This is a genomic window from Kamptonema sp. PCC 6506 (assembly GCF_000180455.1).
Taxonomy (GTDB): Bacteria; Cyanobacteriota; Cyanobacteriia; order Cyanobacteriales; family Microcoleaceae; genus Kamptonema; species Kamptonema formosum.
This window is the reverse complement of the sequence record NZ_CACA01000336.1, coordinates 20,623-42,347: the sequence shown is the minus strand read 5'-3', so window position 1 is coordinate 42,347 and position 21,725 is coordinate 20,623. Positions and strand designations below refer to the sequence as shown.

The following is a 21,725-nucleotide window of genomic DNA, read 5'->3' as shown; positions in this document are numbered from 1 at the left end:
CCTTTTCCTTTTTCCTTCTTCCTTCAACAATGCGAGCATTATTTCTTCACCCCAACTTTCCCGCGCAATACCGCCACATCATCACCGCTTTAGGTGCCGATCCTAAAAATCAGATTGTTTTCGGAACTAAAAATGAACGTCAAGAATGGAATATTCCAGGCGTTCGTAAAGCAGTATTTACGCCTAGTCGCGAACCCCATCCCCAGACTCACCACTATGTCCGCCCTTTAGAAAGTGGGGTGATTTACGGGCAAGCTGTGTTTAGAATGGCGGAACAATTAAAGGCAGAAGGTTTTGTTCCTGATGTGATTTGCGGTCATTCTGGATGGGGGCCAACACTATTTGTTAAAGAAGCTTTTCCTAATACTCCGCTTTTGTGTTATTTTGAGTGGTTTTATCACTCTATAGGTTCCGACGCAGATTTCGATCCCGCTGAACCTTTAACAGTTGATGACATGGCCCGAATTAGGGTAAAAAATGCGCCAATTTTAATAGATTTATACTCCTGTGATTGGGGGCTATCCCCTACTTATTGGCAGCGATCGCAATTTCCTCCTGAATTTCAGCGCAAGCTTTCTGTACTCCATGATGGAGTGGATACTGAGTATTTTAAACCCAATCCTGGAGCCAAACTTGTTTTGCCGAATTTGGATTTATCGGGAGTGGATGAAATCGTCACTTATGTATCGCGAGGAATGGAACCTTATCGAGGTTTTCCCGAATTTATTGAATCCATTGCCTATTTACAAGAACGCCGTCCGAATTGCCATGTTGTAGTTGTCGCATCAGAAAGAGTTTGCTACGGCAAATCTTTACCTAATGGTGAGAATTACAAAGATTATATGCTCAATAAAGTGCCGCTGGATTTATCGCGAGTTCACTTTGTGGGTACTCTTCCTTATGGTTTATATTTGAGAGTAATTCAAGCCTCGGATGCTCACGTTTATTTAACTAGACCTTTTGTATTATCTTGGTCGATGATTGAGTCTATGTCAACGGGATGTTTAGTAATTGGTTCGGATACTTCACCTGTTAGAGAAGTTATCCGGGATGGGGAAAATGGTTTGTTAGTAGATTTCTTCTCACCTAAGCATATTGCGGATCGGATTAGTGAGGTTTTGGATCATCCTACTCGCATGGCTGAATTGCGAGTAAAAGCGCGTCAAACTGCTTTAGAAAAGTATAATTTGGCGAAGGTGTTGCCCCAACACTTGGAATTAATTAGTCAGGTGGCAAATCGTTATACGCCACCGACTATTGGGATGGAACCGGAGCGAGAATTGGCCGCAATGTCTACAATTAGGATGTAGGTTTATATTGAACATTACTAATTACTTAAAAAACCTTGATGGGAATTTCGATCGCAAACTCCGTTCCCTGTCCCGGTTCACTGTTGTAGGATATCTTACCACCATGCTTTTTAGTAATAATTTGATAACTGATTGAGAGTCCGAGTCCGCTGCCTTTGCCGATGGGTTTAGTAGTAAAAAATGGTTCAAAAAGTTTGGAACCTAAATTTTGGTCAATCCCTAAACCATTATCAATAATATAGATAGCAACTGCTCGATCAGATAATAGTTGAGTGCGAATTGTAATCCTACTGGGATTCGCATTTATTTCAGCAACACTAAGCTGTCGAGCGCGTTCTTCCAAAACATCAATGGCATTACTAAGAATGTTCATAAACACCTGATTTAACTCACTAGGATAGCATTCCACCACAGGTAACTCTCCGTATTCCTTAATTACCTGAATACTGGGACGATGGGAATGAGCTCTGAGGCGATGCTGTAGGAGCATCAGCGTATTATCAATACCATCTTGTATGTTAACAAACTTGAGTTCCGCTTCGTCGAGACGCGAGAAATTACGCAGCGACAGAATGATCTGGCGAATGCGTTCGCTTCCTTGCTTAAGAGAATTAATCAACTTGGGAAAATCCTCTTGCAAATAACTCATCTCTACCTTTTCTATCCATTCTTGGATTTTTGGGTGAGGCTGAGGATAGCATTCTTGATATAATTCGACAAAGTTTATTAGAGTCCTCATGTATTCTTCCGCAGGGATCAGATTAGCGTGAATAAAATTCACAGGATTATTAATTTCGTGCGCTATCCCCGCCACTAATTGACCAAGGGAAGACATCTTTTCATTCTGTACCATCTGTACCTGGGCTTTTTTCAGTTGCTCCAAAGCTTCAGAGAGTTCTAGGGTCTGTTTTTCGAGTTGCTTCTGGGAGTCACGCACCTGCAACTGTATCCGTATACGTACCAGTGTCTCTTCGTACTCTATGGGTTTGGTAATGTAATCTACCGCTCCCATACTGAGTCCTTTAACCTTGTTTACAGAGTCAGAAAGAGCTGTCATAAAAATGATAGGAATATCGCGGTTGGCGAGGTTTGATTTGATCTGTCGGCAAGTTTCAAAACCATCAATTTCCGGCATCATCACATCAAGCAGAATAATATCTGGCTGTAAGAATTCTAAGCATTCTAGTGCAGCTTTACCACTTTTTGCGATCGCCACCTGATAACCAACGCCACTCAGCAAATCAGCTAACAATTCAATATTTTCAGAGTTATCATCGACTACTAAAATGGTTTCATTCGGAAGTATACTTTTAGAATACACGACCAAGCTCCTGACATATATAGGACTTACGTATCACATATTCAATGATGAGTTTATCAAATTATCAAAAAAAAGGGAAGAAATTTTTATTCTTCCCTCTTCCTCGGCCCCTTTGCCTGTTCATTTTTACTTCATTTCATATCCAAACAAATTCGGATCGACTTCTCCCAAATTCAAATCAGCCAAACCATACTCAGCCCAGCGACGCTCAACCATAGCCGCCACATCAGCATCCGACTCCAGAGCTTCCCCCCATTCATGGTCAGTTTCTGGCGGCATCTTAGTAGTGGCATCAATCCCCATTCTTCCTCCTAAACCAATCTTTTCACTGGCAAAATCCAAAGTGTCAAAGGGCGTATTGGGTAGAATAAAAACATCGCGTGAAGGGTCAACTTTAGAACTAATTGCCCAGACTACTTGACGCGGATCGCGAATGTTGATACTTTTATCTACCACAATCACAAACTTAGTGTAAGTAAACTGCGGTAAAGCACTCCAAAAAGCCAAGGCTGCACGCCGCGCTTGACCTGGATAAGCTTTATCAATGGAAATAATCGCCGCTTTATAACTCAGCGCTTCCATTGGCAAGAAAAAGTCTACAATTTCTGACACTTGCTGCCGTAAAATTGGAGTATAAATCCGATTAAGCGCGATCGCCATCATCGCCTCTTCCTTCGGCGGCCGACCGCTAAAAGTAGTCAAATAAATAGGATCTTTCCTATGAGTCATGCAGTGGAACCGAATCAGTGGCGAATCCTCCACCCCGCCGTAATATCCCATGTGATCCCCAAAGGGGCCATCGGGTAAAACTTCCCCTGGTGTAATCGTTCCTTCTAACACAAATTCCGAGTCAGCAGGTACTTCTAAATCCAGCGTTTTACACTTTGCCAACTGCACCCCAGAACCACCATAAAGTCCGGCAAATAACCATTCCGATAAATCAACCGGGATCGGTGTAGCAGCGGCCATAATAATCAGGGGATCGACACCAAGCGCGATCGCAATTTCTAACTTTTTCCCAGCCTGCGCCGCCTTCCGCAAATGTCGCGCCCCACCGCGTACAGATAGCCAATGAACTGTCATCGTATTAGGCGACTGCAACTGCAACCGATACACCCCCACATTCGGCGTACCCGTCTCGCAATCCTTCGTAATTACTAAACCCAGGGTGATAATTTTCCCAGCATCGCCTGAATAAGGGCGAATCATCGGAATTTTATTCAAATCCAGCCCATTACCCTCAATTATAACCTGTTGACAAGCTGGGAAAAAATCGCGCCCCGGTTTAGCTTTGATCACGTCAAAAAGTATCTTCCCAAACTCTATTGCTTGGGAAATTTTCTTAGGGGGCTTAGGCTGTTGCAGCATCCCCAATTTTTTGCCCAATTCCTCCAATTCCGCAGGCTTTGACATATTCATTGCCCAGCAAACCCGTTCCTCTGTCCCCAACAGGTTAATCGCCACCGGAAAAGCCGATCCTTTGACATTCTCAAACAGCAACCCAGGGCCGCCCTGTTGCAGCATCCGGTTAGAAATCTCTGCGATCTCCAAATCGGGGTCAACCAAAGCCTGAATCCGCCGCAATTGCCCTCTTTCTTCCAAGATTTTTAGGAATCCCCGTAAGTCTCTTGCCATAATAGTTTAAGAAATGTAAAGTGCTTCTTACTATTATGGGAGTGGATGGGTATGAGTGGGAGTGCGATCGCGAAACGCCGCGCCGAAGGCATCGCGACTTTACCCGATCTCAAACCTGACCGCTAGCTAGCTAAATTTAACCATAAATTATCTATGTGCTTACCAATATTTAACCAAACTTAGCTTATTTTTATGATAAATTAGCAAAAATAAACCTGGTTTTAACAAAAATAAATTACCCATCAATCGTAAAATAATTAAGTATAGCCTTGACCCTACGGTACAAAGGCAAGGTTTAAATGAAAACCGCTAAATCGTCTCTTCAAAAACTTAAGCCTAGCCTTTGGCAACGAAATCTAACCTCAGTTACTTGGGGAGAGTATTTTTTACAAACAATTTTGGGAATACTTGCCTGCATTCCCTTCTTCATTACTACTGCTATTATTGCGATCTTAATTTATGAAACAGCAATTTTCTTTCATCAAGTACCCCTAACTAGATTCTTGACAGATACCGAGTGGACTCCTCTATTTCCTAACAAAACTTTCGGTATTATGGTACTTGCGAGTGGCACTCTTCTCACCACTGCGATCGCAATGACTTTTGCCATGCCCATAGGCTTACTAGCCGCCATTTACCTCAGTGAATATGCTCCCCAAACAGTCCGCTATATTCTCAAACCTAGTTTAGAAACTCTAGCAGGAATACCCACCGTAGTTTACGGCTATTTTGCTCTGCTATTTGTTACCCCTCTCCTGCAAAAAATCATTCCCAACCTCGCCGGCTTTAGTCCATTAAGCGCAGGTTTAGTCACAGGTGTGATGATTGTACCCATAATATCTTCTCTCAGTGAAGATGCAATTAATAGCGTACCAAACAAATTTCGCGAAGGAGCCTATGCTTTAGGTCTTACCAAACGAGAAGTAATCACAAAAATAGTTTTGCCAATAGCATTTCCCGGAATCATCGCCTCCTTTACCTTAGCAGCATCTCGCTCTTTAGGAGAAACTCTCATCGCCTCCATTGCAGCAGGACAAACCCCACAATTTACTCTCAATCCTTTAGAGCCAGTATCAACAATGACGGCATTTATTATCCAGCTTAGTTTGGGTGATGTACCTTTTAATTCCTTAGAATTTCATATCATTTTTACCGTAGGTATGGTAATATTTTTGCTAACTTTAACCCTCAACATTCTCAGTTATTGGCTAGTTCGCAACTACAGAAATCAACTCTCGGAAGTTGTAGTTCCCAGTGAAATAGCTGAAGTTCAGATCGTTATTAATAGTAGCTCAAACACAACTGGGTTTGATAGCCAAAAAAAATGTATTAAACCTGAAACTTTCCTCCCATATTTTTATCAGCGCAACTTATTAGACCAGATTTTCAAAACTATAACAATCGCAGCTACACTGGTCGGTATCCTCGTACTATTTTTATTATTTTTTGATATAGGTATAGATGGTTTTTTCCGCCTTGACTGGGAATTTATTACTACATTTTCCTCTAGAAAACCCGAAGATTCTGGTATTTATGCAGCGTTGATTGGAACCTTTTGGCTACTAGGATTAACCGCCATTTTTGCTACTCCAATTGGAGTAGGAGCAGCAATTTATTTAGAGGAATATATACCCGACAATATCTTTAGTCAATTTCTGGAAATTAACATTGCTAACTTAGCTGCAATGCCATCTATAATTTATGGCCTATTAGGTTTAGGAGTATTCGTTCATGCCTTGGGATTTTTCACAGGCGAGTCTAGCATATTGTCTGCTTCCCTAACTTTATCCGTGATTATTTTGCCTCTATTAATTATTGCCACTCGCTCAGCACTGCGTACAGTTCCTTACAGCTTGCGTGAGGCTGGCTACGCTACAGGAATGACGCGATGGCAAGTATTATTCTATATAGTTTTACCATCTTCCCTACCAGGTATTTTAACAGGAACCTTATTATCTCTTTCCGGTGCAATTGGCGAAACAGCACCGCTTCTTGCTATAGGAGCATCAGCTTTTATTACTTTTACTCCCCCTTTATCTTTAGAAGGGCTGCGAAGTCCTTTTACTTCACTTCCTGTTCAAATTTTCAACTGGGTTTCTCGGCCTCAAGCTGATTTTCAAGAAAATGCGGCAGCAGCAATTATTGTGCTAATAGGAATACTATTTTTAATGAATTTTGCTGCTATAATTTTACGTGAAAATAATCGCGAAAAATGAGGTAATTGGTAATTGGTAATAGCTAATAGCTAATGGCTAATGGCTAATGGCTAATAGCTAATTACCCATCTCCCCTGCTCCCCTGCTCCCCCTCTCTTCCTCTTTCCCTAGTCCCTAGTCCCTAGCCCCTAGTCCCTAACTATATATGCAACCAGATTTTGAATCGCCCACAACCCAGGAAGTTATTCTCCGAGCCGAAGCACTCTCCGTATCCTACAATGGATCGTTAGCTTTACAAGGGATAAACATTGACATTTATAAAAATCAAATTACTGGATTTATTGGGCCTTCTGGATGCGGAAAAAGCACATTGCTCCGGTGTTTTAATCGCATCAACGAGCTAGTGAAAGGCGCAAAAGTAACTGGAAAAATAAGCTTTTACGAACAAGATATAAAAGATTTCAATCCAGTTGAAATTCGCCGCCGCATCGGTATGGTCTTCCAAAAACCAAATCCTTTTCCCAAATCTATTTATGAAAATATTGCTTTGGGGCTTCGCATCAACGGTTATCAGGGAAATATTGATGAACTTGTAGAAAATTCTCTCCGCCAAGCAGCATTATGGGATGAAGTAAAAGATCGCCTGAATAAAAATGCTCTAACTTTATCAGGTGGCCAACAGCAGCGCCTCTGTATCGCGAGAGCATTAGCACTTCAACCAGAAGTTTTACTTATGGATGAACCATGTTCAGCTCTAGATCCCATTTCTACTTTGCGGATTGAAGATTTACTCCACAAACTGAAACAGCAATATACAATTGTCATCGTCACCCATAATTTACAGCAAGCATCTAGAGTCTCGGATTTAGTTGCTTTTTTTAACATCAAGATTCAAGAAACAAATCGAATTGGCGAACTTGTCGAGTATGCTTCAGCACCATCAATCTTTCTTAATCCCCAACATAAAACAACATTAGAATATGTTGGTACTTACAATCGGATTGATGGTTTGATGAATTGAATAAAATCAAAAATTGTTTGTAGCGCCGCCCTCTGGACGGTTGAATCACCGCCCAGAGGGGGGCGTTACCTTATCCAAATCTTCCCTCTACATATTCTTTTGTCTGTTTCTTGGAAGCACTATTAAAAATTGTCTTAGTGCGATCGAACTCGACGATTTCGCCCAAATACATGAAAGCTGTATAGTCAGAAATCCGTGCAGCTTGCTGCATATTGTGAGTCACAATCAGAATAGTTACTTTTTCCTTCAACTCGCTAATTAGCCCTTCAATACTAGCAGTAGCAATCGGGTCTAAGGCAGAAGTTGGCTCGTCAAATAAAATTATTTCAGGCTCCGTTGCCAAAGCGCGGGCAATACACAAACGCTGTTGTTGTCCCCCTGAAAGATTGAACGCTAAATCATTTAATCTGTCTTTGACTTCATCCCATAAAGCAGCTTCTCGTAGAGCTTTTTCCATCTTTTCATCCATTAAGCTACGCTGCGTTTGACCCCGCACCCGCAATCCATAAACTACATTTTCATAAATTGATTTAGGAAAAGGATTAGGCTTCTGAAATACCATACTTATCCGCATCCGTACTTCAATAGGATCTACCCGCAGACTAAGGATATTAATCTCATCTGAATCTAATAAAATTTCTCCTTCATAGCGATTCCCTGGGTAGAGGTCGTGCATCCGATTAAAACACCGCAAGAGGGTAGTTTTGCCGCAGCCTGATGGGCCAATTAACGCCGTTACCTGTCTGTCAGCAACTACTAGGTTGATGTTTTTAAGGGCCTGTAATGAACCGTAGTAAAAATTGAGGTTTCTTACTTCAGCTTTTGGCTGTATGCTGCTTGAGAAAGAGTGTACAGTTTCGATTTTTTCTACCATTTGATATTTTTACGGAAACGATAGCGTAGATAAATTGCTAAGGCATTCATAGCCAGTGTCATAGCCATTAAAACCAGCCCCGCCGCCGCAGCATTGATTTGAAATTCTGCTTGGGGGCGCGATACCCAATTAAACATCTGGATGGGCATGATTGTAAAGGGAGACATCAGCCATTTAAAGGAAAAGAAAGGAAACTCTGCTTGAAATGGAGAATCGGGTAAAAAGGCAATAAATGTCAAAGCCCCAATTGTAATTAAAGGTGCGGTTTCGCCAATTGCACGGGATAAACCCACAATTACTCCTGTCATAATACTACCAGCAGAATAGGGCAAAATATGATTCCAAATCATTTGCCACTTGCTAGCACCAACTGCATAGGCAGCTTCGCGGATACTGTTAGGAATTGCGCGGATAGCTTCGCGGGTGGTGACAATTACTACTGGCAAAATTAGCAGTGCTAAAGTCAATCCTGCGGTGAGAATACTCTGCCCCAAATTTAATTTGTAAACAAACAAACCTAGAGCTAAAAGTCCATAGACAATTGAGGGAACGCCAGCTAAGTTAGTAACATTAATTTCGATTAAATCAGCGATCCAATTTTTGCGAGCATATTCTTCTAGATAAATACCGGATGCTATACCCAAGGGAACTGCTGCTAAACCAGTTACGAACATTACTAGAGTCGATCCTACCCAAGCGGAAAGAATGCCAGCTTCCCCAGCGCGGCGGGAGGGAAATGATGTAAAGAATTGCCAGGAAAGACGCGGTACACCATCTATTGCTAAGTCAAGTGTCAAGGCTAATAGGGTAATGATTCCTACTAACATTGATAGTAAACCTACTATAGCAAATATGCTGTCCCATAGCTTAGCACGGCTAATAATTTGTCGAATTTCTTGTAGATTTTCTCTTGACATAAAAGGTCTGGCTAATGGCTAATGGCTGATGGCTAATGGCTAATGGCTAATGGCTAATGGCTGATTGCTGATTGTTAACAGTTAGTAAATTTCGCGGTAACGTTTGCTCAGGAAATGCCCGACTATATTAAATACTAAAGTCATCAACACTAGAGTTAGTCCTGCTACAAAAATGGTTTGATATTCAATGCTGGCGTGTGGCAAATCACCGAGACTTACTTGCACAATGTAAGCTGCTATTGTCGCTCCCGGTTCCATTGGATTCCAAGTGTAGTTCGGTTGCATACCAGCGGCGATGGCGGGTACCATTGTCAAGCCGATAGCACGAGAAATAGCTAAAATATAAGCAGATGAAATTCCAGAAAAGGCAGCCGGAAAAACTACCGAAGTTGCAGTATAAAACCGTGTTGCACCCATTGCATAAGCACCCTCTCTTAAATACAGGGGGACTGAACGCATTGCGTCTTCGCCGATGGAACTGATGAAGGGAATAATCATTACTCCTACCACCAATCCAGCGCTCAACATATTAAAACCAGGCAAGTCTGGCAGGACTTTCTGCAATAGCGGTGTGACGAATAAAAAAGCAAAGTATCCGTAAACTACTGTGGGAATTCCCGCCAATAATTCTAAGACTGGCTTAATAACTTCCCGCAAGCGATTTGATGCAAATTCACTCAGATAAATAGCGATAATTGTGCCTAATGGTATCGCTACAGCCATAGACACTCCTGTAATTACTAAAGTCCCTGAAACTAAGGGCAAAATCCCATAGTGAGGTTCAGAAAACAATGGTGTCCACTCTTTAGAAGTGAGAAATTCTATCAAGGAAACTTTTTGGAAAAAGCCTACAGACTCGGAAACTAAGATAATTAAAATAGCAACAGTGGTCGCTACCGAGGAGAATGCTGCTAGGAATAATAGAAAAGCGATCGCACCTTCTCGCACATCCCTAGTTGCTTTTAGGGACAGGGCGGTTTGTTTGGAAAATTTTAAGGATTTTTCAGTCATTGCAAATTAGTTATCTTTCAATTAGTAGTTGTTGGTTGTTAATTATTCTGGACTTACGCACCCAACCTCATAAACCGGGTTTTTTTACGAAAATACTTCGCCCGAACCCACAAATTTTATCAAAAACCCGGTTTCTGGGACGACCTCCGTAAGTCCTAATTATGGCAACTAACAACCAACCACTAACAACTAACCACTAACAATTAGCCATTTACTATCTTACTTCGCGCTTAAGTAGTTCTTCAATCGTCAAGCCGACAGCCTCTTCACCCCCAAAGATAGTGCCAACACGACGCTTGTTAAAATGACCCATAGCAGTTGTGTAAGCTACTGCTGGTAGGGCAACATACTTAACCTCGCGTGCCAGTTTTGCGCCATTTTTTAGGTAAAACTCGATAAATTGTTTGACTTCTGGTTTGTCTGCTGACTTAGCATTGACATAGATAAATAGAGGGCGCGAAAGCGGAGTATAAGTACCATTTTGTACTGCTTGATAAGAAGGCAAAACCGCCCCTTTGCCGCTGTTAATCGGCACTGCTTTTAGTTTGCCTTTGTTCTCTTCGTAATAAGCGAAACCGAAGTAGCCGATCGCGTTTTTGTCGCGAGTAACGCCCTGAACTAAAACATTATCATCTTCGCTGGCAGTATAATCGCCGCGACTAGACTTAGATTTGCCGACAATTGCTTCGGTAAAATAGTCGAAAGTTCCAGAAGCAGTACCAGGGCCAAAAAGTTTGAGAGGAGCATTAGGAAATCCTGAGCGTATTTGGCTCCAATTGTTGATTTTCCCCTGAGCTCCAGGTTCCCACATTTTCTTTAATTCGGCAACTGTCAGACTTTTTACCCAAGTGTTTTGGGGGTTGATAACTACCGTCAGAGCGTCGTAAGCAACTGGCAATTCCATGTACTTAATGCCTTTGCTAGCGCATTCCTGCATCTCTGCTTTTAAAATCGGCCGGGAGGCGTTGGAGATATCAGTTTCGCCGCGACAGAATTTTTTGAAGCCGCCGCCTGTACCTGAGACACCAACCGTTACCTGCACACCCCTGTTGGCTTTCTGGAATTCTTCGGCAACTGCTTCGGTAACAGGATAGACTGTACTGGAACCATCTATTTTAATTGTTCTTTGGCCTTGAGCTTGAATGGCCGGTACTGAGAACCCGACGGTTGCAGCTAACAATGCCAATGCACCCGCTACTGTCAAGCCTTTAAGCTGATTTTTTTTTGCGATCGCTGCCATGAGATGCGCTCCACAACCTTAAATTTGTTTACAACCGATCGAGTTAAAGAATACCTGTTGATAGTTAAAATCCGATAATATTAGATTATGAATAGGTTAAATTAATTTGATAGCTAGGGGAGGTAGGGTAGCTAAATCTTCCCCATCTTCCCCTACTCCCACTCCCAGTACCTAGTCCCTCCGTCAGTCTATGATGGATCGAAATACCATCCTTGCTTGTGGAGGGCCATGCAAGATAGCTCCAGCTTGCCAGTGACTCAAAAATCGGTCATTATCAGCGCCATCAGCCGCCATATCTGCGAAACTGTCGTTTCTATCCAGCAGCAGCATCCTGAATTGATAGCAGCAAAATACAGGAAAACTCTCTGGCATAGAGCCGAGAGTCAATCTACCTTGAAGGAAAAATTGACAGCAGGGTTCTCTCAGGCGGCTGACGCGCGATCGCTACTGGCGATCGCGAAAAAATACCTGCAAATTTTATTAGCACCGGAATTCGTTAATTCTCCTCAATTCAACCGATTATTTCTAGAAATTCACCAGCTTGTCTCTCCAACAACACAAGTTTTACCATCAAATAACTCAGCTTTTTTAAATCTGAATTCGTCAAATAATAACGGTTCCCAGCCTTCTCCAGGTATCGCCATCTTGCTATTAGATGCTGAAAACTTACAGATAGATATCGAAACCGAAAAATTATTAGAGGGAATTTGTATCTATCCTATCCAAATCAAAGTTGCCTTTGCTAATTGGCGCAGTATGGGTAAGAAAGATGCAGAATTTCACGAACGCGGCTATCAATTAATTCACGTTCCCCCAGGAAAAGATAGTGCTGACTTGAAAATGGCTACTGTAGGAGCTTCTATTTTCGTACACTATCCCACTGCTAAAGAAATTTTAGTCTGTTCCTCCGACCAGGCTCTAACACATCTCCGCAATACGCTGCAAGCTCACGGATTAACTGTTCATCAAGTCCGCAAGCAGGGAGACTACATCACAATTTTAAATAGCAAGACTGGAAAAACTCAGAAATATTCTCTGGTCAGTTCCCCGGAAATTCCACCTCTAGAAGAATTTATCTCTCAGTTAAAAGAGTTAATTAAAGCTGAACAAGAACGCACAGAAAATCAATGGGTTAAGCTTTCTCGCATCTCCGCTTTGTATCAAGAAAATTATAATTTAGCACTCAGTCAAGTCGCAGCAACTCATCTGCCAGGAACTAAGGTTAGGGATATTTTTCTAGATTATCCGACCGAGTTTGCTATTCACAAAACCTCAGATAGTTCTCAAACTTATCTAACTTTATTCGATGTCAATGAGATCGCTCAACCATTATCTATTAACAGTTCGCCAGTTAAGAAAGATATTGTTATTCCTCAGAGTTTAAATGAGATTAATTCTATTGAAGAGCTGGAGATAGCGATTGTCAATATAGTTGAAACTTTAACAGCGACATCAACTATTAATTATGTCTTTGTTTCCAATGTCGGCAGTGAGTTTCACCGAAAATATGCTAAACCTATTACTCAAATGATTAAAGAATTTAATCTGGGCAACAAGTTTCCTAAATTTTTGCAGTCCTGTTCTTCTCTGAAGCTAAAAAAGACAGCCAAAGGTTGGCAAGTTGGACTGGTTAAATCCTAATTTTTTGCCCCAAACAGTCAAGATAGGTATATACTTTATTTACATGACTGCGCGATCGCTCCCATGAAATGCCCCAAGTGTGATTCTACTTCATACCGCAAAAATGGTCGTCATAACGGTAGGCAGCGTTATCTGTGCAAAAGCTGCGGGAAGCAATTTCTAGAACCCGCTAGCGCTGCAAGCGGTGCAGTAGTAGAGGGAAGTGCGATGTCTGCGGCCCGCTTGGCCTACGCATCTACTTCTGACTTGGAATCATCTGCGATCGCGACCTTTGAAAAAACCCCAGAAAATGGTCAATTTTCCCCTAGCAACCAGATTCAGCTTGGTACTAGCATTTCCCCAGAATTACCACAGATATTGTCTGTAAAACAACCAATCGCCTCAACGCCTTCAATTGCTGAGCATCCCGGTTTAGCTATTTTGCTACTTGATGCCGAAAACCTAAAATTAGATGGGAAAGCGGAACAATTTTTAGGACGTTTATGCAGCTATCCACTACGAATAAAAATTGCTTTTGCTAACTGGAGAAATTCTGCTATTGGGAGTCAGGATAATGAACTACATAAACGTGGATATCAACTGGTTCATGTTCCTAGTGGTGCCAGTAATGCTGACGGCAAAATGATCTCTGTTGGCGCTTCTATTTTTCTACGTTATCCGACAGCTAAAGAGATATTTGTCTGTTCTGGTGATAGTTTGCTACTGCACTTGTGCAATGAGTTACAAAGCCAAGGACTGACACTTTATCGAGTCCTGCGAAAAGATGAAAATCTGGTTGTCGAAAACTACGCTACAGGTGAAAGTAAACACTATTCCCCAATTATTGGTGCAGAAATTCCCGATTTTGAAGGGTTAATGAGTCAATTACAAGAGTGGATCGATGGAGAACAATATTCTCTGAGTAAGCGCTTGACTGATTTAGATACGATTTCTAGTTTAGTTCAATCTCGTTGTCAGATTATTTTAAACGATCGGGGTGATAGTATTAAAAATAATAATGGTGGCAGCGCGAAGATTGAAGCTGTTATTCCTCAGATAGTGCCGATGCAGACTGCGGTTGTAAATAAGGCAAAACCGCCACAGAGTGAAAAGAAAAATGCAAAGGATCGCGATTTAAAAGCTGGTATTAATTCACCAGCAGAATTAGAGAAAATTTTGCTCGAACTGCTTAAGTTAATCGAAAGCAAAGCTAACGGACAAAAAATATTAGTTGCTACGCTTGGTGGATCTTTTTCCCAAGTTTACGGCAAGTCTGTTACTTCTCAGCTAAAAGAATTGGGTCTCAGCACCAAATTAACGACTTTTTTAAAGTCTTGCAGTGCTTTTAATGTGACTGATTCAGGTACGAAGAGTTTGGTGGCGATCGCGGAATCTTCGCAGACTAAACAGCAAAACGTAAACGATACAAATCTCAACGGAAATATTACTTCCAAAGCAGAATTAGAGAAAATTCTGCTCGAACTGCTTAAGTTAATGGAAAGTAAAGCTAACGGACAAAAAATATTAGTTGGGGAACTAGGTGGAGCTTTTTATCAAGCTTATGGCAAGTCTGTTACTTCTCTGGTAAAAGAATTGGGTTTCAGCAGCAAATTAACAACTTTTTTAAAGTCTTGTGCTGCTTTCAAGGTGACAGAATCAGGCGCGAAGAGTCTGGTAGCGATCGCCAAACCTTAAACTTTCACTTCGCCTACATTAGGTATACGATCGAAAAAGACGTAAAGAAATGTAAAGCGATATGCAGGAAAAAGTTGTGGTTGTGGTGGGTGCGACTGGTGGTATCGGTTCAGCAGTAGCGCACAAGCTGGCAAAATCTGGCGCTAGTTTAGCGATCGCCGCCAGAGACACCAGTAGGTTAGACGCGCTAGCTAACGAATTACCGACAGAGGTTTTATCTGTGCCTTGTGACATCACCGATCCGCAACAAGTCGAGGTATTAATGCAGAAAACACTTAGTCGCTTCGGTCAAATTGATGCCTTAGTCAATGTCGCAGGTGCAGGTATTCTCAAACAATGGAACAAGTTAGAACCCGCTGATTTAGATGCAATGCTTGACTTGAATTTAAAAGGTAGTTTCTATACTTCTCAAGCCGCTGCTAATGCAATTATATTTGCTCTTTCCGCTGACCCGCAAGCAGTGCCGATGGAGATTAATATTCAGCCGGAAAGTCACTTATTTTTCTAACCGCAGTGCCAGCAGAGTCGATCTTGTTGCTAGATCCGATAATTTAGCGATCGCGGCTCGTCGTCACAGCAGCAACAATCAAGAAAGCTACCCCCAAACCAATCGCTATCTCGTCACTCCAAGGCAAAAAAGACCACTTAACCCAGCGGGAAAAACTTTCAGCAATTCTGGCAAAAGCATATAAAGCTCTAGCTAGTAACTGAAAAATGCCGTAAGCTATAGCTGCAACCCCTGCTGCCCGGAGGAACGGGTTGTTAAATAAATTGCCCATGATGGTAATTTTCCAAAATCACTCTTTAGATAGTTGCACAAATTCACCCAATTAGTCAAGTAAATTTAACTTAACTTCATGGAGTTCGATCGCATTCACTTTTACGTTAAAGATGCACCCACCTTGCGCGATTTGTTTGTTAGCCAGCTAGGTTTTCAAGCAATAGCAAGTGCTGCTAATAACAACACTTCTACCGAAGTTGTCAGCAACGGTAGTATCTGTTTTATCTTATCTTCGCCTCTGACAGCAGCTAGCCCTGTCGCTACTTGGCTGAAACTGCATCCTCCCGGCGTTGTAGATATCGCTTTTCGAGTTGGTAATCTTGAATCTGTCATGGCACAAGCTACTACTCATGGCGCTAAAGTTTTGCAACCAATCCAGCAAAAACAAGACTATTTAAAGTTTGCTAAAATTACTGGTTGGGGAGATTTAACCCATACTTTAATAGAGCAAAAAACACCTTTAACAGTCGGTCAGCTTTTCACTATCTTAGAGCAATCTGAGTCTGCAAATGACCAGGCGCTCCCTTTCACAACTTTGGTTAATTACCGATCGCCAATTACCGATCGCCAATTACCAATTACCAATTACCAATTACCAATTACCGATCGCCAATTACCAATTACCAATTACCAATCACCAATTACCAATAGTAAAGCACTGTTTACCAGCATAGATCATGCAGTGCTGAACGTTGAAACTGGAGATTTAGAACTAGCAGTAAAGTGGTATCAAAATACTTTAGGTTTTCAGCCACAGCAAAACTTTGAAATTCAAACTAAAAAGTCAGCTTTACGCAGCAGAGTCATGATTCATTCTAGTGGTAGCGTGCAATTACCAATTAATGAACCAGCATCAGCTAATTCCCAAATTCAAGAATTTTTGGATGCCAATCGGGGGGCTGGAATTCAGCACATAGCTTTGCAAACTAATAATATTTTACAGGTGGTTACTGAATTGCGATCGCGTGGCTTACCTTTTTTACCAGTTCCATCAACCTATTACAGCGAATTGCGGCGGCAGTCGGAAAACTATCTTTCTAGTGCTGAATGGGAGGCAATAGAAGTGTGTCAAGTTTTAGTAGATTGGCAGAAAAACATTTCAGAAGCGATGTTACTGCAAATTTTTACTCAGCCAATATTTGAGCAACCGACTTTATTTTTTGAGTTAATTGAACGCCGAAAAGCGTGGGTTAAGGGTCAACAAATCCAGGCTCAAGGTTTTGGAGAAGGGAATTTTCAAGCTTTATTTGAAGCAATCGAACGAGAGCAAATTAAACGAGGAAGTCTGAGGAAAGAAGACATTTAAAAGCTAGTCGCAACGCGATCGCGCCCACCTGCTTTAGCACGGTACAGAGCTCTATCTGCCGCAGTAATTAATGCCTCAAAAGATGATTCATGGGTAGGTACAACAGTAGCTATTCCCATACTGAGAGTGACATATTTACTGACGTTAGATGCAGCGTGGGGAATTGCTCTAGCTTGCAAATCGCTCCGAATTATCTCTGCTACTTTCAACGCTCCTTTAGCATCAGTAAGTGGCAAAATCAAAGCTAATTCTTCTCCTCCGTAGCGAGCGGCTAAATCCCCACCACGCCGTGCATTTTGATAAAAGATTTTAGCCACTTCTTTTAAACATTCATCTCCGCCTTGGTGGCCGTAGCTATCGTTATAAAGCTTGAAAAAATCTATATCGCACAAAATCAAAGACAACGGCGATCTTTCTCTCGCCATCCGCCTCCATTCCCGCTCTAATGTTTCGTCAAAACAGCGGCGGTTTGCTAGTTGAGTTAGGCCGTCTATAGAGGCAATACGCTGCAATTCTCGGTTAGCAGCTTCTAACTCTTGCTTTGTTTTTTCTAGGGCGAAATTTTTAAGATTTAGCTCTTCGCTTTGCTGTTTCTCCTGTTCGTATAAAATGCGAATAGAAGCTTCCGCCGCGCGCAGTTCTTCTTCCGCTTGCTTGCGCTTAAAAAACTGCCCTAACTGGCAACCAGTAGCAGTCATCATTTCCAGCAATTCTCGATCCGGCGGTTGTTCTTCTACAGTAAAGAAAGTCATTACTGCCAGCACTTCGCCGTTAGTATGAATTGGGAAAGCAAACGCTGAGCGTAATCCCACTTGAGCGGCGAATTCTGAGCGCAGGAAGTTAGGATCTTTAACAACATCAGTAATCCATTGGGTGCAACCGCTTACCCAAACTATTCCTGGCAAACCCTTACCTGGATCTAAGGTAATTGCCTCGGAATTTTCCATGAAATTAGAAACCGGAAGCGATCGCTGCCACCAAACTCCTACCCTTTGCAAACACGGAGTCGCATCCAGAGGAGAATGTGGACGGAGACAGGAAAATATGAGTTCGTGACCCACTTGAGCGCGATCGCTCACTTGACTGCTGATTTTGCCATCTGCTGGAGTCCAGAGCTCGCCGATATCCCATCCTAAGTTTTCACAGATAGCTTGTAAAATTTTGGGAGTTGCGTCATCTAAAGAAGTAGATTCTGATAAAATCTGAGTGACAGCATAATGTGCTGCTTGCCGCTTTTTTATGCGTTCGCGATCGGTGATATCCCGACCGATATAGACAAAATATTGGGTGAAGTCAGCACTTCCTCTTTGACCTTTTATATCTGTCTGACTTATAGAGCAGGAAAAAGCCACTGAGAGCTTTAAATTCGTTTTAGTTTTGCAAACTACTGTTACTTGATTTGCCGCATTGTTGTCAACTGAAGACAGAACTTGGCTGGCTTGGTGCAACAATTTCTCCTCAGCAGTAATCAGCGTAATATGCTGTCCGATTAATTCGACTTCGCTATATCCAAATAATAGTTGAGCAGCTTGATTAACTATTTTAATTTTTCCTGTTGCTGTTGTTACTAACAACACATCTGCTATGGAGTTAAATATTTTATTTATATAATCGTGGGCAGTAGCCAAAGCGCTCAGTAAAAGACTTGTTTCGTGGGCAACCTGAACTAATGCTTGCTTTGCTGTCATGTTGTCCGTGACATCTTCATAAAAGATAATTAATTTTTCATCCTTGTCTTTTTCTTGATATCCAAAAATATATAAATCTAGATATAAATAAGAACTGTTTTTAAAATTTCTTGCAATTCCTTGGATCTCGAAATGTTTCTGCGGTTGCTTAATAATCTCTATAAGGATTTCTTCCAATCCTATTAGTTCTAAAAAGCCAGCACGCACATCATTTCCCGGTACTACCTCACCGGGAAAATCTGCAAATTGTTGTACTTTTAATGATGTTTCTCTAATCTTCAGTTCCCGATCTAGGGTCAAATACTCAATCCGGCGCAAGGATAAGAGTTTGTCGAGGAGAAATTCCAGGCTATTTTTATTATTTAAAGTCAGTTTTTGAAGCATCTCTTTTTTTAGAGCATTTCTTTGAAAGTATAGCTAGGGGCTAGGGGCTAGGGAATAAGGGAATAAGAGAATAAGTAAATATTGACTATTGCTAAAGTTATGATAAGGGGTGTCACCCCCTCTAGACTTTACTCCGCTAGCTTGGTCATGTCAATTATAACTAGGGGCTACGATGCTCCGATGCTGAGGGCTAGGGAATATAGGGAATAAGGAAATAAGGGAATATAAGAGAAGAGCATCAGCGGGTTTTAGCAATGAGTGAGTTCCCTAACTGTCAAGAAGGTTGCTATAGAAGGATTCCAGAATAATGATATAATAACTAACAATTTGTATTAAAACTTAACGTAACTACACCAGATGCTAAGACTTATTACTGACTTCGATGGGCCGATTATGGATGTTTCGGAACGCTACTATCGAGTTTATCAGCTCTGTCTGGCACAGGTTCAGCGTCCAGACCAAGAAATCCGCGAGCTCACGAAACAGGAGTTTTGGCAAATGAAGCGATCGCGCACTCCCGAAACCCAAATCGGTATCATCTCAGGATTAGACGCAGATCAAGCGGCAGAATTTGCCCAGAATCGACGCAAAACAGTCCACACGCTCCCTTATTTAGTTTACGACCAACCCGTTCCGGGCGCTTTGGAAACCTTGGAAAGAGTGCAACAGGCAGGAATTGATTTAGTGGTAATGACAATGCGGCGCGATCGCGAACTCGACGAAGCCTTTAGCCGCTGTGACATAGGGCGATTTTTCCCCCTAGATCGGCGTTATTGTCTCCCCAACGATTATCTTAAAACTGGCGATACCAAAGACAAACCTCTGCTAATGGCGAAAGCCATAGCGGAACTTCCCCCTGCATCTGATGTGTGGATGGTAGGAGATACGGAAGCGGATATTATAGCAGCACAAACGCACGGTGTTAAGGTTATGGGAGCGCTTTGCGGGATTCGCGATCGCACCCAATTAGAAATGTACAAACCCGATTTAATTGTCAGCAATCTAGCCGAAGCCGTCGATATTCTGTTAACTGTTAACTGTTAACTGTTAACTGGTAATTGGTAATTGGTAATTGGTAATTGGGATTGATAGTTATTAGTTGGCTTAATTTTCTAACTAACAACCAACAACCAACAACTAACAACTAACAACCAACAACTAACAACTAACAACTAACAACTAACGGAGAAAACTGCTAACTAGCCACAAGATTACAAACGTAAACAAAGCAATAAATTTCTCTGGGGCGATCAAAGTCCCAGTCACAAAAGAGCCAAGAATACCCCCCAATACCAACCCAAAAATTAAGCCAGCCACAGTTAGCAGCACAGCTCGACCAAACTTTTGTTCCTTGCGATTGAGAAAGTAAAGGCAAGAACCCACACCCACAGCCAAAGTTAGCTGTAGCACAGAGTCACTCCCGCCAGGGTAAATACTCAGACCGCTCAGCCCCGCATATACGCCACCCGGCCATAAAATATCAGGTAGACTTGGAGAATCGAGCAGTCGTTGCAGCCAAGCCGGGCCTCCCTTAGCTGGAGCCGGAGCAAAGCTGGGAGATGATGGGACTGCACGCTCTGGAAAGCGGATGCGTTCGGGAACCTTAATTTTCCCTTCTTGGCGCTGTCGCAAACGATCCATCAGGATCGCATCGTAAGCCGCCTCTATTATTTCCATACGCTTTTTATCGCCGCCGTACTGATCGGCCATACGTCCCCGCGCATCTTGCACTTCATCAAATGAAGCATCTTCAGGGACTCCAAGCAATTCATAGGGAGTTTGCTCGCTCATAATAATTCTTAAACCTCTCCTCCAAAGTTAAGCTTAACCCGATCTTTGTGCTGTGAAGGAAGAAGCAAGAAGGAAATCTCCGCTCCCTCGCCCCAAATCTTATATGCTTCCTGCTCCTCTAAACCTTAGAGCGGTCAGTTAAGATTTCGTAGCCATCATCCGTCACTAGCACCGTATGCTCAAACTGAGCAGAAAGAGAGTTGTCAACGGTGACAGCCGTCCACTTATCTGCCAGTGTCCGGGTATATTTAGAACCCGCATTCAGAATCGGCTCGATCGCCAAGGTCATCCCTGTTCTTAGTTTAACATTTGGCATCTCGCGGGTGCGGAAGTTGAAAACAGAAGGTTCTTCGTGCAAATTTCGCCCCACGCCGTGACCTGTAAATTCCTCGACTACAGTAAAACCATGAGCTTGGACGCAATCTTGAATCGCTCCAGCAATGTCAAGCAGGTAGGCTCCCGCTTTCACTTGTTCAATGCCTTTGTAGAGCGCTGCTTCTGCCGCACGGATTAACTTGGCGGCTTCGGGAGTGACTTCAACAACGGGAATGGTGATGCAAGAATCCCCGTGAAAGCCTTGATAGTAAGCTCCGGTATCCACTTTCAAAACATCACCCGCTCGAATCACTTTTTTCGCACTGGGTATACCGTGTACGACTTCGTTATTAATGCTCGAACAAATCGAGCCAGGGAAACCGTGATAGCCTTTAAAGCTTGGCGTTGCCCCCATTTCGCGGATGCGTTTCTCAGCGTAGGCATCTAAATCGGCAGTCGTCATCCCCGGCTTTACGAGTTGCGAAATTTCTTTGAGTACAGTTGCCACAATCAAAGCTGCCTGCCGCATAATTTCAATTTCGCGCGGAGATTTAATCTCAATACCTCGGCGTTTTTTGGCTTGGGGGGGTTGAGCCGGTTGAGAAAGCAGACTACCAAAAATGTTCATAAAAAAGCTCGGTAAGTGGGAAAATCAGAGTC

19 protein-coding genes and 2 pseudogenes are annotated in these 21,725 nt (G+C 42.4%); 11 read left to right on the top strand and 10 right to left on the bottom strand.

Translation table 11 applies throughout. The features are described 5' to 3' along the window. Positions 1 to 29 precede the first annotated feature (29 nt). Complete coding sequence (locus tag OSCI_RS22665; protein WP_007357502.1) at positions 30 to 1,310, top strand: glycosyltransferase family 4 protein; 1,281 nt, start codon at positions 30 to 32, stop codon at positions 1,308 to 1,310. A gap of 25 nt (positions 1,311 to 1,335) precedes the next feature. Here the strand turns inward: OSCI_RS22665 and OSCI_RS22660 are convergent, their stop codons facing one another. After that, entirely contained in the window at positions 1,336 to 2,631 is a 1,296-nt protein-coding gene (locus OSCI_RS22660; RefSeq protein ID WP_007357501.1) for a sensor histidine kinase, read from the bottom strand. Positions 2,632 to 2,757: 126 nt separating this feature from the next. Then, the gene (locus OSCI_RS22655) at positions 2,758 to 4,266 is read right to left on the bottom strand and encodes a UbiD family decarboxylase (protein WP_007357500.1); all 1,509 of its coding nucleotides are present in this window, start codon (positions 4,264 to 4,266) and stop codon (positions 2,758 to 2,760) included. Positions 4,267 to 4,565: 299 nt separating this feature from the next. On the opposite strand from OSCI_RS22655, the gene pstA (OSCI_RS22650) reads away from it, so the two are divergent. Then, the gene (gene pstA / locus OSCI_RS22650; RefSeq protein ID WP_007357498.1) at positions 4,566 to 6,482 is read left to right on the top strand and encodes a phosphate ABC transporter permease PstA; all 1,917 of its coding nucleotides are present in this window, start codon (positions 4,566 to 4,568) and stop codon (positions 6,480 to 6,482) included. Positions 6,483 to 6,627: 145 nt separating this feature from the next. Beyond that, positions 6,628 to 7,443, top strand: coding sequence for a phosphate ABC transporter ATP-binding protein PstB (gene pstB / locus OSCI_RS22645; RefSeq protein ID WP_007357497.1), 816 nt, complete (start codon positions 6,628 to 6,630; stop codon positions 7,441 to 7,443). Positions 7,444 to 7,513: 70 nt separating this feature from the next. Here the strand turns inward: pstB (OSCI_RS22645) and pstB (OSCI_RS22640) are convergent, their stop codons facing one another. The 4 genes from pstB (OSCI_RS22640) to OSCI_RS22625 form a co-directional block, all read right to left on the bottom strand. After that, positions 7,514 to 8,317 (bottom strand): phosphate ABC transporter ATP-binding protein PstB, encoded by an 804-nt coding sequence (gene pstB, locus OSCI_RS22640; RefSeq protein WP_007357496.1) that lies wholly within the window; start codon positions 8,315 to 8,317, stop codon positions 7,514 to 7,516. Beyond that, on the bottom strand, positions 8,311 to 9,234 hold the full coding sequence (gene pstA, locus OSCI_RS22635) for a phosphate ABC transporter permease PstA (RefSeq protein ID WP_007357495.1): 924 nt from the start codon (positions 9,232 to 9,234) through the stop codon (positions 8,311 to 8,313). The genes pstB (OSCI_RS22640) and pstA (OSCI_RS22635) overlap by 7 nt, the downstream gene beginning before the upstream one ends. Positions 9,235 to 9,315: 81 nt before the next feature. Beyond that, entirely contained in the window at positions 9,316 to 10,245 is a 930-nt protein-coding gene (gene pstC / locus OSCI_RS22630) for a phosphate ABC transporter permease subunit PstC (protein WP_007357494.1), read from the bottom strand. A 214-nt stretch (positions 10,246 to 10,459) separates the two neighbouring features. Beyond that, positions 10,460 to 11,485, bottom strand: coding sequence for a PstS family phosphate ABC transporter substrate-binding protein (locus OSCI_RS22625; protein ID WP_007357493.1), 1,026 nt, complete (start codon positions 11,483 to 11,485; stop codon positions 10,460 to 10,462). A gap of 228 nt (positions 11,486 to 11,713) precedes the next feature. Between OSCI_RS22625 and OSCI_RS22620 the strand changes: the two genes are divergently transcribed. The 3 genes from OSCI_RS22620 to OSCI_RS22610 all read left to right on the top strand — a co-directional run bounded on the left by OSCI_RS22620 (position 11,714) and on the right by OSCI_RS22610 (position 15,308). Further along, positions 11,714 to 13,126 carry an NYN domain-containing protein gene (locus tag OSCI_RS22620; protein ID WP_007357492.1) on the top strand — a complete coding sequence of 471 codons (1,413 nt, stop codon included), beginning with the start codon at positions 11,714 to 11,716 and terminating at the stop codon, positions 13,124 to 13,126. Between the two features lie 63 nt (positions 13,127 to 13,189). Then, positions 13,190 to 14,800 carry a transposase-like zinc-binding domain-containing protein gene (locus OSCI_RS22615; protein ID WP_007357491.1) on the top strand — a complete coding sequence of 537 codons (1,611 nt, stop codon included), beginning with the start codon at positions 13,190 to 13,192 and terminating at the stop codon, positions 14,798 to 14,800. 61 nt (positions 14,801 to 14,861) lie between these two features. Further along, a complete protein-coding gene (locus OSCI_RS22610) occupies positions 14,862 to 15,308 on the top strand; it encodes an SDR family oxidoreductase (RefSeq protein WP_007357490.1) in 447 nt (148 codons plus the stop codon). Between the two features lie 43 nt (positions 15,309 to 15,351). On the opposite strand, the gene OSCI_RS22605 is transcribed toward OSCI_RS22610, so the two are convergent. Further along, positions 15,352 to 15,579 carry a hypothetical protein gene (locus OSCI_RS22605; protein ID WP_007357489.1) on the bottom strand — a complete coding sequence of 76 codons (228 nt, stop codon included), beginning with the start codon at positions 15,577 to 15,579 and terminating at the stop codon, positions 15,352 to 15,354. Positions 15,580 to 15,657: 78 nt separating this feature from the next. On the opposite strand from OSCI_RS22605, the pseudogene OSCI_RS32325 reads away from it, so the two are divergent. The 4 genes and pseudogenes from OSCI_RS32325 to OSCI_RS32315 form a co-directional block, all read left to right on the top strand. Then, a pseudogene (locus OSCI_RS32325) lies at positions 15,658 to 16,017 on the top strand (VOC family protein); the annotation flags it as partial. Positions 16,018 to 16,090: 73 nt separating this feature from the next. After that, a pseudogene (locus OSCI_RS32505) lies at positions 16,091 to 16,186 on the top strand (hypothetical protein); the annotation flags it as partial. Further along, positions 16,152 to 16,232 carry a hypothetical protein gene (locus OSCI_RS32500; protein WP_407635900.1) on the top strand — a complete coding sequence of 27 codons (81 nt, stop codon included), beginning with the start codon at positions 16,152 to 16,154 and terminating at the stop codon, positions 16,230 to 16,232. The pseudogene OSCI_RS32505 and the gene OSCI_RS32500, both read left to right, overlap by 35 nt. Positions 16,233 to 16,263: 31 nt before the next feature. Next, positions 16,264 to 16,887, top strand: coding sequence for a VOC family protein (locus OSCI_RS32315; protein ID WP_324603635.1), 624 nt, complete (start codon positions 16,264 to 16,266; stop codon positions 16,885 to 16,887). Here the strand turns inward: OSCI_RS32315 and OSCI_RS22595 are convergent. Beyond that, positions 16,884 to 18,959, bottom strand: a complete 2,076-nt coding sequence (locus OSCI_RS22595; RefSeq protein WP_007357487.1) for a diguanylate cyclase domain-containing protein — start codon at positions 18,957 to 18,959, stop codon at positions 16,884 to 16,886. The genes OSCI_RS32315 and OSCI_RS22595 overlap by 4 nt on opposite strands. Positions 18,960 to 19,316: 357 nt before the next feature. Between OSCI_RS22595 and OSCI_RS22590 the strand changes: the two genes are divergently transcribed. Next, positions 19,317 to 20,003 carry an HAD family hydrolase gene (locus OSCI_RS22590; protein ID WP_007357486.1) on the top strand — a complete coding sequence of 229 codons (687 nt, stop codon included), beginning with the start codon at positions 19,317 to 19,319 and terminating at the stop codon, positions 20,001 to 20,003. Positions 20,004 to 20,138: 135 nt separating this feature from the next. On the opposite strand, the gene OSCI_RS22585 is transcribed toward OSCI_RS22590, so the two are convergent. Both OSCI_RS22585 and map read right to left on the bottom strand, forming a co-directional pair. Continuing rightward, a complete protein-coding gene (locus tag OSCI_RS22585; protein ID WP_007357485.1) occupies positions 20,139 to 20,750 on the bottom strand; it encodes a CPP1-like family protein in 612 nt (203 codons plus the stop codon). Between the two features lie 118 nt (positions 20,751 to 20,868). Further along, the gene (gene map, locus OSCI_RS22580; RefSeq protein ID WP_007357484.1) at positions 20,869 to 21,693 is read right to left on the bottom strand and encodes a type I methionyl aminopeptidase; all 825 of its coding nucleotides are present in this window, start codon (positions 21,691 to 21,693) and stop codon (positions 20,869 to 20,871) included. Between the last annotated feature and the right edge of the window lie 32 nt (positions 21,694 to 21,725).